Source organism: Streptomyces nanhaiensis (assembly GCF_046614825.1).
In the GTDB taxonomy this organism is placed as follows: domain Bacteria; phylum Actinomycetota; class Actinomycetes; order Streptomycetales; family Streptomycetaceae; genus Streptomyces; species Streptomyces radiopugnans.
In genome coordinates this window covers 1-12,438 of the sequence record NZ_JBKJFM010000169.1, presented here as the reverse complement: position 1 = coordinate 12,438, position 12,438 = coordinate 1, and the positions used below count along the sequence as shown (strand labels likewise).

10 protein-coding genes and 2 pseudogenes are annotated in these 12,438 nt (G+C 72.5%); 8 read left to right on the top strand and 4 right to left on the bottom strand.

All coding sequences use genetic code 11. The features are described 5' to 3' along the window. Positions 1 to 205: 205 nt before the first annotated feature. The 6 genes from ACLIYP_RS26100 to ACLIYP_RS26075 all read left to right on the top strand — a co-directional run bounded on the left by ACLIYP_RS26100 (position 206) and on the right by ACLIYP_RS26075 (position 6,087). Positions 206 to 394, top strand: coding sequence for a hypothetical protein (locus ACLIYP_RS26100; protein WP_412715560.1), 189 nt, complete (start codon positions 206 to 208; stop codon positions 392 to 394). A 159-nt stretch (positions 395 to 553) separates the two neighbouring features. Continuing rightward, on the top strand, positions 554 to 964 hold the full coding sequence (locus ACLIYP_RS26095; protein ID WP_412715559.1) for a BlaI/MecI/CopY family transcriptional regulator: 411 nt from the start codon (positions 554 to 556) through the stop codon (positions 962 to 964). 10 nt (positions 965 to 974) lie between these two features. Then, positions 975 to 1,520: an amino-acid N-acetyltransferase gene (locus tag ACLIYP_RS26090; protein WP_410537289.1), complete on the top strand. Its 546-nt coding sequence runs from the start codon at positions 975 to 977 to the stop codon at positions 1,518 to 1,520. Positions 1,521 to 1,691: 171 nt separating this feature from the next. Continuing rightward, positions 1,692 to 2,024: a histone-like nucleoid-structuring protein Lsr2 gene (locus ACLIYP_RS26085; RefSeq protein ID WP_412715558.1), complete on the top strand. Its 333-nt coding sequence runs from the start codon at positions 1,692 to 1,694 to the stop codon at positions 2,022 to 2,024. 810 nt (positions 2,025 to 2,834) lie between these two features. Further along, positions 2,835 to 5,360: an ATP-dependent Clp protease ATP-binding subunit gene (locus ACLIYP_RS26080; RefSeq protein ID WP_093657706.1), complete on the top strand. Its 2,526-nt coding sequence runs from the start codon at positions 2,835 to 2,837 to the stop codon at positions 5,358 to 5,360. Positions 5,361 to 5,637: 277 nt separating this feature from the next. Next, positions 5,638 to 6,087, top strand: coding sequence for a VOC family protein (locus tag ACLIYP_RS26075; RefSeq protein ID WP_412715557.1), 450 nt, complete (start codon positions 5,638 to 5,640; stop codon positions 6,085 to 6,087). A 177-nt stretch (positions 6,088 to 6,264) separates the two neighbouring features. On the opposite strand, the pseudogene ACLIYP_RS26070 reads toward ACLIYP_RS26075, so the two are convergent. Continuing rightward, positions 6,265 to 7,203: pseudogene (locus tag ACLIYP_RS26070) on the bottom strand (HhH-GPD family protein); the annotation flags it as partial. 150 nt (positions 7,204 to 7,353) lie between these two features. Beyond that, positions 7,354 to 7,995 (bottom strand): phosphatase PAP2 family protein, encoded by a 642-nt coding sequence (locus ACLIYP_RS26065; protein ID WP_412715556.1) that lies wholly within the window; start codon positions 7,993 to 7,995, stop codon positions 7,354 to 7,356. A gap of 227 nt (positions 7,996 to 8,222) precedes the next feature. Here ACLIYP_RS26065 and ACLIYP_RS26060 point away from each other — a divergent pair, with 227 nt between their 5' ends. Continuing rightward, positions 8,223 to 9,062: a hypothetical protein gene (locus ACLIYP_RS26060; RefSeq protein ID WP_412715555.1), complete on the top strand. Its 840-nt coding sequence runs from the start codon at positions 8,223 to 8,225 to the stop codon at positions 9,060 to 9,062. Between the two features lie 116 nt (positions 9,063 to 9,178). Here the strand turns inward: ACLIYP_RS26060 and disA are convergent, their stop codons facing one another. Together disA and radA are read right to left on the bottom strand one after the other, a co-directional pair. Next, on the bottom strand, positions 9,179 to 10,279 hold the full coding sequence (disA, locus tag ACLIYP_RS26055; RefSeq protein WP_412697885.1) for a DNA integrity scanning diadenylate cyclase DisA: 1,101 nt from the start codon (positions 10,277 to 10,279) through the stop codon (positions 9,179 to 9,181). A 48-nt stretch (positions 10,280 to 10,327) separates the two neighbouring features. Further along, the gene (gene radA / locus ACLIYP_RS26050; RefSeq protein ID WP_412715554.1) at positions 10,328 to 11,806 is read right to left on the bottom strand and encodes a DNA repair protein RadA; all 1,479 of its coding nucleotides are present in this window, start codon (positions 11,804 to 11,806) and stop codon (positions 10,328 to 10,330) included. A gap of 250 nt (positions 11,807 to 12,056) precedes the next feature. Between radA and ACLIYP_RS26045 the strand changes: the two are divergent. Further along, positions 12,057 to 12,438 (top strand): annotated as a pseudogene (locus tag ACLIYP_RS26045) (sigma-70 family RNA polymerase sigma factor); the annotation flags it as partial.

The window sequence follows — 12,438 nt, the reverse complement described above, 5'->3', positions numbered from 1 at the left end:
GCTCCCGGCCCGACGCGCGGCCCGCCCGCGGTCCGGCGTCCGTGCCCGACATCCGTGCCCGACGTCCGTGCCCGACGTCCGTGCCCGACATCGGTGCCCGGCACTCACGCCCGGCGCCCGGGGCCGCGTGCCGCCGGGCCCCCGCGGGGGCCCGGCGGGGGCGCCGGTACGCTGGAGGTCCGGTATCCAAGGAGGCTGATCCGGCATGGAGTACATCGCCGCACTCACCCCGTCCGTGGTGATGGCCGTGGCCTTCACCGCTCTCATCGTGACGATCGTCAAGAGCCAGGGCGGTGCCAACAAGTCCAAGGAGGACGCCGCGGTGGACAGCGCCCTGGCGCGGGCCGAGGCCGCGCGCGGCGCGTCACCGGCCGACGGCGCGTCCAGGGGCTAGCGGCCCGCACCGGCGGCGTGTACCGCCGGACGGCGGATGCTGCGGCGGCGCGGGAGCGCACGCCGGGAGGTTCATCTCCCCGGTGTGCGCTCCTCTTTGTTTAACGCACGGCCAAAACAAAGCGCTCAATACCGTTCATATGCGGCTATCGTTCTTGGTGTGCCTCGGCCACTGGGAGAGCTGGAAGACGCGGTGATGACACGGGTATGGCAGTGGAACCGCCCGGTCACGGTGAGAGAAGTGCTCGACGACCTCCGGCGTGAACGGCCGATCGCCTACACCACCGTCATGACCGTAATGGACAACCTGCGGGAGAAGGGATGGCTGCGGCGAGAGCGCGAAGGCCGGGCCTATCGATATGAAGCCGTCTCCACCCGGGCCGCCTACTCCGCGGCACTCATGAACGAAGCCTGGGCGGCGAGCGACAACCCCGCGGCGGCACTGGTGGCCTTCTTCGGGATGATGTCGCCGGAACAGACGGAAGCACTGCGGGACGCCTTGCGCGTCGCACATCTCGACGACACGCACCCCGGCGCCCCCGGCGAGAGCCCCGGTTCTCCGGAGCGATAGCGTCCCCGACATGCCAGAAGCCGTAAGTCGCGTAAGCCCCGCAAGCCCCGTAAGCGAGGTCACCGTCCGCAGGGCGAGAACAAGCGATGTGCGCACCGTGCGGCGCCTCATCGACGCCTACGCGCGCGACCGCATCCTCCTCGACAAAGCGACGGTGACGCTTTACGAGGACATCCAGGAGTTCTGGGTCGCCGAACGCGACCACGACGGCGAGGTCGTCGCCTGCGGTGCCCTCCACGTGATGTGGGAGGACCTGGCCGAGGTCCGCACGCTCGCGGTCGATCCCGCCCTCAGGGGCACGGGAGTGGGGCACCTGGTGCTGGAGAAGTTGCTGCAGACCGCGCGCTGGCTGGGAGTCCGGCGCATTTTCTGCCTCACCTTCGAAGTGGACTTCTTCGCCCGGCACGGCTTCACCGAGATCGGCGAGACACCGGTGGACGGGGATGTCTACAGCGAGCTGCTGCGTTCCTATGACGAAGGTGTGGCCGAGTTCCTGGGGCTCGAACGAGTGAAACCCAACACCTTGGGCAACACACGGATGCTGCTGCACCTATGAGGTGCCCGCGCCGTGCGCCCTATGTCCGAAAGATCCCTCCAATCCGGCCGGACCGGCCCGGCAATGTTCCCCGAGGGTTTGTGTTTTCCCGGGAAAAGCGGTTTGCTTTCGTCGTCAGTATCAGTAATCGGTTTTCGGTGACTGACCACACACGACGAATGGGAGTAACCGGTGGCGCAGAAGGTTCAGGTCCTTCTTGTCGACGACATCGACGGCGGTGAGGCCGACGAGACCGTGACGTTCGCTCTCGACGGCAAGACCTACGAGATCGACCTCACCACCGCCAACGCGGACAAGCTCCGCGACCTGCTGGAGCCTTACGTCAGGAACGGTCGTCGCACCGGTGGCCGTTCGGCTCGCGGAAAGTCCCGCCCGGCCGCCGGCGGCGCGAGCCAGGACACCGCGAAGATCCGCGCCTGGGCGAAGGAGAACGGTTACGAGGTCAACGACCGCGGCCGTGTCCCCGCCAACATCCGCGAGGCCTACGAGAAGGCGAACGCCTGAGGCGCGCGGGCGAGCGGCGTGCGGTGAGCGCTCCGCCGCCGCGCTCACCGGACCGGCGGGATCCGCTCAGCGCCCCGTCCGGGAGGCCGCAGCCGTGCCGCGGCCTCCCCGGGGACGTCCGCGGCCGGGCGGCCGGGCCCGTCATGCTCCGGACGGTGCCGCCCGCGTCCCGCGGCGCCGCGCCCTCCGGGCGGCCGCCGGGTGCTCCGGGGCGTCCCGTGCGCGCCGTGTACTTCGCGTACACCGTGTACGTCACGTACGTCGCGTACATCACATGCGCCGGTCGCGTACGTCACATGCGCCTCGCGCGGAAGGGCCACCGGTCCGCACGTCCGTCACACAGAGTCCCGAACCGCTACCCCGAGTGCCCGGCGGGCGAGTGGGGAAGGTGCGGTGCGCCACGCAAGAGTGTTCGCCAGTAGCGGATGCCCCCGCCCTGCCCGGCATGGACCGTCGGTGTCCCGGGGTAAGAAGTCGGTGAAGAAATCCCACGTGGAACGGGGGTGCGGCACCGGCGATGGAGCGGTGGACGGACGTGGCGGCCCAGGAGCGTTCGCCGTCGGCGTAGTGGAAGCGGGCGGATATGTCTGGCCTGCGGGAACATCGTCTCGCACCATCGGGTTGGAACTGTTGTCGGCTGTTCGGGACGAGGGCGAGAGGTAACGGGCTCTCCTCCCCCGCCAGCGCGGGAGCGATCCGGACGGGTGTCGGCAGTTGGAATGAGCGGTCCCCGCTTGCGGGACTAAGCTGCGGAAGGACAGGGAGGGGACCGACCCCTTACTGCCTGACCGCTCTGAGGAGCGATTAACGATGTTCGAGAGGTTCACCGACCGCGCGCGGCGGGTTGTCGTCCTGGCTCAGGAAGAAGCCCGGATGCTCAACCACAACTACATCGGCACCGAGCACATCCTCCTGGGCCTGATCCACGAGGGTGAGGGTGTCGCCGCTAAGGCACTGGAGAGCCTCGGGATTTCGCTCGAGGCGGTCCGCCAGCAGGTGGAGGAGATCATCGGCCAGGGCCAGCAGGCCCCGTCCGGTCACATCCCCTTCACCCCCCGTGCCAAGAAGGTCCTGGAGCTGTCGCTCCGCGAGGCCCTTCAGCTCGGCCACAACTACATCGGCACCGAGCACATCCTGCTCGGCCTGATCCGCGAGGGCGAGGGCGTCGCCGCCCAGGTCCTCGTCAAGCTCGGCGCCGATCTCAACCGGGTGCGGCAGCAGGTCATCCAGCTGCTCTCCGGCTACTCCGGCGGCAAGGAGGCGGCCACCGCGGGCGGCCCCGCCGAGGGCACCCCCTCGACCTCCCTGGTGCTGGACCAGTTCGGCCGCAACCTCACCCAGGCGGCCCGCGAGTCCAAGCTCGACCCGGTCATCGGGCGCGAGAAGGAGATCGAGCGGGTCATGCAGGTGCTGTCCCGCCGCACCAAGAACAACCCGGTCCTCATCGGCGAGCCCGGCGTCGGCAAGACGGCGGTCGTCGAGGGCCTGGCCCAGGCCATCGTCAAGGGCGAGGTGCCCGAGACGCTCAAGGACAAGCACCTGTACACGCTGGACCTGGGCGCCCTGGTCGCCGGGTCCCGCTACCGCGGTGACTTCGAGGAGCGCCTGAAGAAGGTCCTCAAGGAGATCCGCACCCGCGGCGACATCATCCTGTTCATCGACGAGCTCCACACCCTGGTGGGTGCGGGCGCCGCCGAGGGCGCGATCGACGCCGCCAGCATCCTCAAGCCGATGCTGGCCCGCGGGGAACTCCAGACCATCGGCGCGACGACGCTGGACGAGTACCGCAAGCACCTGGAGAAGGACGCGGCCCTGGAGCGCCGCTTCCAGCCCATCCAGGTCGCCGAGCCGTCGCTGCCGCACACCATCGAGATCCTCAAGGGTCTGCGCGACCGCTACGAGGCGCACCACCGGGTGTCCATCACGGACGCCGCCCTGGTGGCCGCCGCGCAGCTCGCCGACCGCTACATCTCGGACCGCTTCCTGCCGGACAAGGCGATCGACCTGATCGACGAGGCCGGTTCCCGGATGCGCATCCGCCGCATGACCGCACCGCCGGACCTGCGCGAGTTCGACGAGAAGATCGCGAACGTGCGCCGGGAGAAGGAGTCCGCGATCGACTCGCAGGACTTCGAGAAGGCGGCCTCCCTCCGCGACACCGAGAAGCAGCTCCTGGCGGCCAAGGCCAAGCGGGAGAAGGAGTGGAAGGCCGGCGACATGGACGTCGTCGCCGAGGTGGACGAGGAGCTGATCGCCGAGGTCCTGGCCACGGCCACGGGCATCCCGGTCTTCAAGCTCACCGAGGAGGAGTCCTCGCGCCTGCTGCGCATGGAGGACGAGCTGCACAAGCGCGTCATCGGGCAGGAGGACGCCATCAAGGCGCTCTCCCAGGCCATCCGCCGCACCAGGGCGGGTCTGAAGGACCCCAAGCGCCCCGGTGGCTCGTTCATCTTCGCCGGCCCGTCCGGTGTGGGTAAGACCGAGCTGTCCAAGACGCTGGCGGAGTTCCTTTTCGGCGACGAGGACGCCCTGATCTCCCTCGACATGTCGGAGTTCAGCGAGAAGCACACCGTCTCGCGGCTCTTCGGCTCGCCCCCCGGTTACGTGGGGTACGAGGAGGGCGGCCAGCTCACGGAGAAGGTCCGCCGCAAGCCGTTCTCGGTCGTCCTGTTCGACGAGGTCGAGAAGGCCCACCCGGACATCTTCAACTCGCTGCTGCAGATCCTGGAGGACGGTCGGCTGACCGACTCCCAGGGCCGGGTCGTGGACTTCAAGAACACCGTCATCATCATGACGACCAACCTCGGCACCCGGGACATCTCCAAGGGCTTCAACCTGGGCTTCGCCGCCCAGGGCGACGTCAAGACCGGCTACGAGCGGATGAAGGCCAAGGTCAACGAGGAGCTCAAGCAGCACTTCCGGCCCGAGTTCCTCAACCGCGTCGACGACACGGTCGTCTTCCACCAGCTCACCGAGGAAGACATCATCCGGATCGTCGACCTGATGGTCGCCAAGGTGGACGAGCGGCTCAAGGACCGCGACATGGGCATCGAGCTCAGCGGGGACGCCAAGAAGCTGCTCGCCAAGAAGGGCTACGACCCCGTCCTGGGCGCCCGGCCGCTGCGCCGGACGATCCAGCGGGAGATCGAGGACGTGCTGTCGGAGAAGATCCTCTTCGGCGAGCTGCGCCCCGGTCACATCGTGGTCGTCGACACCGAGGGCGAGGGCGAGGCGAAGAAGTTCACCTTCCGCGGCGAGGAGAAGTCGGCCCTGCCGGACGCCCCTCCGGTGGAGTCGGCGGCGGGCGGCGGCCCGAACCTCTCCAAGGACGCGTGAGGCGCAGGGACGTGTGAGGCGCTCCCGCCGTCCGGCGGGGGCGGCGCACGGCACCACCGAGCCGCACGGCGGCAACACGGGCGCGGCCCGGGACCGTACGACGGTCCCGGGCCGCGCCCGTGTGCGCGGGGGCCCCGCGCGGGCTTCCGCCCGGTCCCGGGCCCCGTGGCGCGCCGCACTGTGGACGGACCGCCGCGCACGGCGCGATCCTGGAGGGACGGGCCGGTGGGCGCGCTGCCCACGGTGGGACCGCACGTCCGCGACCATGGGAGGCACCATGATCAAGGGTCTGGCCGCAGCCACCGTCTGGTCCACCGACCAGGAGCGGGACCTGAGGTTCTTCACCGAGAAGCTCGGCTTCGAGGTGCGCGGCGACGTCATCGAGGACGGAACGCGCCGGATCACCGTCGGGGCCAAGGGCCAGCCCGACGTCGGGCTGACGCTGGTGCCGACGGACGGCCCCGGCATCGACCCCGGGTCGGCCCGGGCGCTGGCCGGACTGGTCCGCAAGGGGATCCTGGGAGCGGGCGTACTGCGGACGGACGACTGCCGCTCCGCGTACGAGTGGCTGGTGGAGCGCGGCGTGGAGTTCCTCCAGGAGCCGCGCGAGGGGCCGCACGGCACCGAGGCGGTCTTCCGGGACGAGTCCGGCAACCGGTACTCGCTGGCCGAGGAGCGCGAGGCCGGGCCGGTCCTGAGCCGGGAGTGGTCGGAGGTCTGCGACTGACCCGCGCCCGCCGGCCCGCGCTCCGCCCCACCGGTCCCGCCGCGGTTGCGGAGCGTGCCCGGAGGGAGCGCGGAGCCGCCGGAACGGCGGCGGGTACGGGCGGCGGGTACGGGCGGCGGGTACGGGCGGCGGGTACGGGCGGCGGGGAGCGGAGAGCGTGTGCGGGGTGCGGCCCTGGGGCAGCCGGTAGACGCCGTTCTCCAGCGGCTCGACCAGCCCGTCCGCGACCAGCCCGTCCAGCGCGCGCGCCCGCTGGACCGGCTCGTCCCACACCGCGTCCAGCGTCGCCTGCGGCACCGGCCCCACCGCATCGCGCAGCACGGCCAGCAGCCTGCCGCGCACCTGGCGGTCGGTACCCGCGTAGCTCTGGCCGCGGCGCGGCGGACCGTCGTGCGCGGGCGAGCCGGCGCGGCGCCAGGCGCACAGGTCCATGATCGGGCAGTTCTCGCAGTCCGGTTTGCGGGCCGTGCACACCAGGGCGCCCAGCTCCATCGTGGCAGCCGCCCACCGTGCCGCCGTCGCGTCCTCCTCGGGCAGGACGGCCCGGGCGAGTCTGCGCTCGGCGGCGGTGGTGGCGGTCGGCGGGAACTCGCGGCCGCCGAAGGCGCGGGCGAAGACCCGCCGGACGTTGGTGTCCAGCACCGCGTGCCGCTGCCCGTAGGCGAAGGAGGCCACGGCGGCCGCCGTGTACTCGCCCACCCCCGGCAGGGCCAGGAGCTGCGCGTGCTCCTTGGGCACGTCGCCGCCGTGCCGTTCCGTTATGGCGGCGGCGGCGCCGTGCAGCCGCAGGGCCCGGCGCGGATAGCCCAGACGGCCCCAGGCGCGCACCGCCTCGCCGGGCGGCTCGGCGGCCAGGTCGGCGGGGCGGGGCCAGCGGGCGAGCCACTGCTCGTACACGGGCAGCACCCGGCTGACGGGCGTCTGCTGGAGCATGAACTCGCTGACCATCACACCCCAGGCGCCCGCCTCGGGGCGGCGCCAGGGCAGGTCGCGGGCGTGCTCGCCGAACCAGTCGATGACCGGTCCGTGGAGGTCGGAGGGGGTGGGGGACTCGGGGGGACGGAAGCCGGTCGCGGTCAGACCGGTGGCGCTGTGCTCGGATGTGGTCGCAGTCATGGCGTCTCCGATCCTGACACGGAGGAGCGCGGCAGCGAAGCGGCCCGCGCCGATGGGCGGCGGGCACCACCCGTCCCGATGTGCCCCTTTCATCCGAGGGGGGGCGGCATCCGGCTTCCGGCAGGAGCGCGGACCGTCCTCGGCCGCCGCCTACGAGGCGGGGCCGGCGCGGCCGAGCCCGGCCCGCGCCCGGTCCGTCACCGTGGTCGCCGGCCCGGCCGCCGACCGGGTCACCAGCAATACCGCGGCCGCGCCCAGCAGTGCGCCCGCCGCCACGTCGTGCGGGTAGTGCACCCCGAGGAACACCCGGGAGAACGCCGTCAGCACGGCCAGCGGCAGCACCAGCCAGGCCGCCGCCCGCCAGACCAGTACGACGGCCACCGCCGCGGCGGCGGCGATGGTGGCGTGGTTGCTGGGGAAGGACCAGTCGCCCGGCTCCGGGCAGGGCGCGATCGGGGCCGGCGCGCCCGCGACCGCACGGCACGGCCGCTCCTCCCGTACGACCAGCTTGACGGCCTCGCTGACGCCGTACGCCACCGCCACCGCCACCCCGCCCAGCAGGGCCCGCGCCAGGGTCCCCGGCTCGGCGCGCCGGACCCGCCAGCACGCCGCCGCCAGCAGCGCGAGGAGGACCAGCAGCCCGCCCTCGGTGCCGTACTCGGCGAGTGCGTGGGCCCAGCCCGGGGTGTCATGGGCGAAGTCGGCGACATCCCGGTAGAGCTCGCTGTGGAGACCGTCCCGGGAGCCGTCCGCGGGCGCGCCTGGGGCTTCGCTTCGGAGATCACTGCTCATGTGCGAACGGTACGGAAGGAGACCGGTCGATCACCCTCTGCGATCGCCGGGCGTCACCCCTGGCGATCCTCGGACCCCGCCGGACCGTTCATCATAAAAGTTGACCTCCTGTGCGGCGGGTAAGACCGTATGGGGCACTTGATGTCTCGTAAGGTTTGCGCGTGGGATCTCTGCGCAATCCGGTTGGGCCCCTTCCCTCTTCCATCTACTGGAGGCGAAGGGGGGTCGTGCTTGCGCTCCTGCTGGTCCTGGCACTGCTCGTCATATGGGCCGTCAGGTCCGGAGGGCAGGGCGGCGACGGCGGGAGCGACCAGGGCGGGAAGCAGGGCGGCGGCGAGGCGCCGGGCACCATCACGCCCGGACCGTCCTCCTCCGAGTCCGTGATCAGCGAACGCCCCGGCGGGCGAGAGGAGTCCGACGGCGGCACCGGCGGCACCGGCGGGTCGGGCGGTTCGGGCGGTTCGGGAGACACGGACGGCACCGGCGGCGACACGGCGGGGTCCGCCGGCGCCGGATCCGGCGGCGGAGGCGCGGACGGCGAGGGCGAAGGCGGCGCGAACGGTTCCGGTTCCGGTTCGGGCGGTTCGGGCACCGGGGGAGCGGGCGGCGGCACCGCCGGCGTCGTCTCGGGCGGAGTCGAGGCCGTGCCGGCCGACTCCACCATTCCCGACTGCCGCCCCGGCTCGGTCGAGGTGACGCTGCGCAGCGAGGAGAACCGCTACGCGCCCGGTGAGGAGCCCGTCTTCCGGCTGACCGTGCGGAACGGGGACGGCGGCGCCTGCAAGGTCGACTTCGGCACCGGCGCCACGGCCTTCACCATCATCGAGACCGAGGACGGCGACGAGAAGGTCTGGAAGTCCGAGCACTGCCCGAAGGGCGCCCGCTCCGCCTTCTACAAGGTCCCGGCGGGCGGTACGGCCGTACGCACCCTTGAGTGGGACCGCAGGCACAGCACTCCCGAGTGCGGTACGCCGGGCGCCGAGGCGAAGGCCGGCACCTATCTGGTCGAGGCCGAGGTGGAGGGCCTGGAGAAGGTGCGCACCTCGTTCGTCCTCACCAAGGACTGAGCCCCGGCCCGGGCCGCCCGGGCCGCCCGCGCCACGGAACGAAGGGGGCCGGGCGGGGCCGAACAGGACCGGGCCGACCAGGGCCCGCCGTGCTGCCCGGAGGCCGGGCGCACCCGTCAGACGTACCGCTCCAGGATCGACGACTCCGCCAGCCGCGACAGGCCCTCGCGCACCGACCTGGCCCGCGCCTCGCCCACCCCGTCGACGGTCTGCAGGTCGTCCACGCTCGCGGCCAGCAGCTTCTGCAGTCCGCCGAAGTGCTCGACCAGCCGCTCGATCACGGCGTTCGGCAGCCGGGGCACCTTCGCCAGCAGGCGGTAGCCGCGCGGCGAGACCGCCGAGTCCAGCGTCTCCGGCGATCCGCTGTACCCCAAAGCCTTGGCCACCGTGGGCAGTTCGAGCAGCTCGGTGTGGGTCAGCCGGTCCAGTTCGGTCAGCGCCTCGGTGACCGTGCGGGACCGCTTGGCGGTCGGCTCGGGCACGTAGTCGCGGGCGACCAGCTCGCGTTCGGGCTCCACGCCCGCGATCAGCTCGTCGAGCTGGAGGGAGAGCAGCCGCCCGTCCGTGCCCAGCTCCACCACGTACTCGGCGATCTCCGTGGCGATCCGCCGCACCATCTCCAGCCGCTGCGACACCGCGGAGACGTCCCGGACCGTCACCAGGTCCTCGATCTCCAGCGCGGAGAGCGTGCCCGCCACCTCGTCCAGGCGCAGCTTGTACCGCTCCAGCGTCGCCAGCGCCTGGTTGGCCCGGGACAGGATCGCCGCCGAGTCCTCCAGCACGCGCCGCTGGCCGTCCACGTACAGCGCGATCAGCCGCATCGACTGGCTCACCGACACCACCGGGAAACCGGTCTGGATCGACACCCGCTGCGCGGTGCGGTGCCGGGTGCCCGTCTCCTCCGTGGGGATCGAGGCGTCCGGCACGAGCTGCACGCCCGCCCGCACGATCTTGGTGATGTCCCTGTCGAGGATCAGCGCGCCGTCCAGCTTGCACAGCTCGCGCAGCCGCGTCGCGCTGAACTCCACGTCCAGCACGAAACCGCCGGAGCACAGCGCCTCGACGGTCTTGTCCATGCCCAGGACGATGAGCCCGCCGGTGTTCCCCCGCAGGACGCGCTCCAGGCCGTCGCGCAGGGCCGTACCAGGCGCGACCGCGCTCAGTGAGGCGCGCAACAGGCCGTCGGCGCCGGTTGCTGCCCGGTCGTTGGCTGCCACGGCACTCCTTCGGGTCATGCGTACGTACGGGCGAGACCAGGGCAAAGTCTACCGGCGGCGCCGGCCCTCGTGTGGCGTGCTCCGGTCGGACCCGTCGCGGCCGGGCTGTTCGGGCCCGTCACGCTCGGACCGCTCGGACCGCTCCGACCGCGAAGGCCGGGCGGGCAGGACCCGCAGCGCCTCCCCTATGTCCGCCACCTCCCGCACCCGCATCCCCGCCGGCACCCTGCCCGGATCGGTGGGCACCAGGGCGTGGGTGAAGCCCAGCCGCGCGGCCTCCGCCAGCCGGCGCTGCACGCCCGTCACCCGCCTGACCTCGCCGGCCAGTCCCACCTCGCCGATGGCCACCAGGTTCTTCGGGAGCGGGGTGTCGCTGGCGGCGCTGGCCAGCGCGAGCGCCATCGCCAGGTCGGCCGCGGGCTCCGACAGCCGCACCCCGCCGACGGTGGCGGTGTAGACGTCCCGCTTGCCCAGCGCGTTGATCCGCCCCCGCTGCTCCAGCACGGCCAGCATCATCGACACGCGCGAGGTCTCCAGCCCGGACGTGGTGCGCCGGGGGGAGGGGATCTGGGAGTCCACCGTCAGCGACTGCACCTCGGCCACCAGCGGGCGGCGGCCCTCCAGGGTGACGGTCAGACAGGTGCCGGGCACGGGTTCGTCCCGGCGGGTGAGGAAGAGGCCCGACGGGTCGGCCAGACCGGTGATGCCCTCGTCGTGCAGCTCGAAGCAGCCCACCTCGTCGGTGGCGCCGTAGCGGTTCTTCACACCGCGCACCAGCCGCAGCCGGGCGTGCCGGTCGCCCTCGAACTGCAGGACCACGTCCACCAGGTGCTCCAGCAGGCGCGGACCGGCGATGGCGCCGTCCTTGGTGACGTGGCCCACCAGCAGCGTGGACATCCCGCGCTCCTTGGAGGCCCGGATCAGCGCCCCGGCGACCTCCCGCACCTGGGCCATGCCGCCGGGCGCGCCGTCGATCTCGGGGGAGGCGACCGTCTGCACCGAGTCCAGGACGAGCAGCGAGGGCTTCACCTCGTCCAGATGGCCCAGGACGGCCGACAGGTCCGTCTCGGCCGCCAGGTACAGGTGGTCGCTTATCGCCCCGATCCGGTCCGCCCGCAGCCGCACCTGCCCGGCCGACTCCTCACCGGTGACGTAGAGCGTGCGGCGGTCGGCGTCGGCCGCCTTGGCCGCGACGTCCAGCAGCAGCGTGGACTTGCCCACCCCCGGCTCGCCCGCCAGCAGCACCACCGCGCCCGGCACCAGACCGCCGCCCAGCACCCTGTCCAGCTCGGGCACGCCCGTGCTGCGCGCGGTGGCCACCTGTCCGTTCACCTGGCCGATGGGCAGCGCGGGGGACGAGACCCGGCCGGGCGCGGTGGTGCGGACGGCCGGGGTGCCGCCGGTCTCCTCGACGGTGCCCCAGGCGTGGCACTCCGGGCAGCGGCCGAGCCACTTGGCGGTGGTGTAGCCGCACTCGGTGCAGCGGTAGGCGGGGCGGTCCTTGGCGGACGACTTGCGGGCAGCCATGGGGCTCACGGTAGCCGGAGCCTCTGACAGCCGGGCCCCGGCGGGCGCGGGGCGGGCCGGCGGGGCGGAGCGGGCGGTGGCCCGGCGGGGCGGACGCCGCACTGGACCGGTCCCCGTGCGCCCTCGCGCAACCCCCTGCCGCCCACCACTGAGCGTTTGTGCGTTTTACCGCAGATCGTCACCCGTAAGGGTTAAACCCACGCAAGCATCACCAGCGATGCCCGGCCTTCCGCCTACGGTCGGCTGGGTGATGAGCACTCGGCGCGAGCACCCCACGCACACCACCGGCGTACACCGGGCGCACCGTGGCACGCACCGCGCCGCGGCCCGGCCGCCGGCACCCGTCGACCCCTACCGGGACCACCTGGACGGGCTGTTCACCTACTGCCTGTCCGTCATGTGCGAGCACGAGGCGGCCATCTCCGTCCTCGGCGAGGCCCTGGCCGTCGCCGAGCGGCAGCGCCGCCGCGGCCGCACCCCCGCCGACACGGCGCTGCACCGGCCCTGGCTGTACGCGCTGGCCCGCTGGTCCTGCCTGCGGCTCCTGGCCGAGCGGCAGGGCGTCCGCCCCGAGCCGGTCCGCCGGAGGCCCGCCGAGGTGCAGCACCGGCGCCGCAGCCACCCGGGAGCGG

Bases quoted from the DNA above. Each gene is read 5' to 3' on its own strand.
- ACLIYP_RS26100 (WP_412715560.1), top strand. From the start codon at position 206: ATGGAGTACATCGCCGCACTCACCCCGTCCGTGGTGATGGCCGTGGCC.
- ACLIYP_RS26090 (WP_410537289.1), top strand. From the start codon at position 975: ATGCCAGAAGCCGTAAGTCGCGTAAGCCCCGCAAGCCCCGTAAGCGAG.
- ACLIYP_RS26080 (WP_093657706.1), top strand. From the start codon at position 2,835: ATGTTCGAGAGGTTCACCGACCGCGCGCGGCGGGTTGTCGTCCTGGCT.
- ACLIYP_RS26075 (WP_412715557.1), top strand. From the start codon at position 5,638: ATGATCAAGGGTCTGGCCGCAGCCACCGTCTGGTCCACCGACCAGGAG.
- ACLIYP_RS26065 (WP_412715556.1), bottom strand. From the start codon at position 7,995: ATGAGCAGTGATCTCCGAAGCGAAGCCCCAGGCGCGCCCGCGGACGGC.
- radA (WP_412715554.1), bottom strand. From the start codon at position 11,806: ATGGCTGCCCGCAAGTCGTCCGCCAAGGACCGCCCCGCCTACCGCTGC.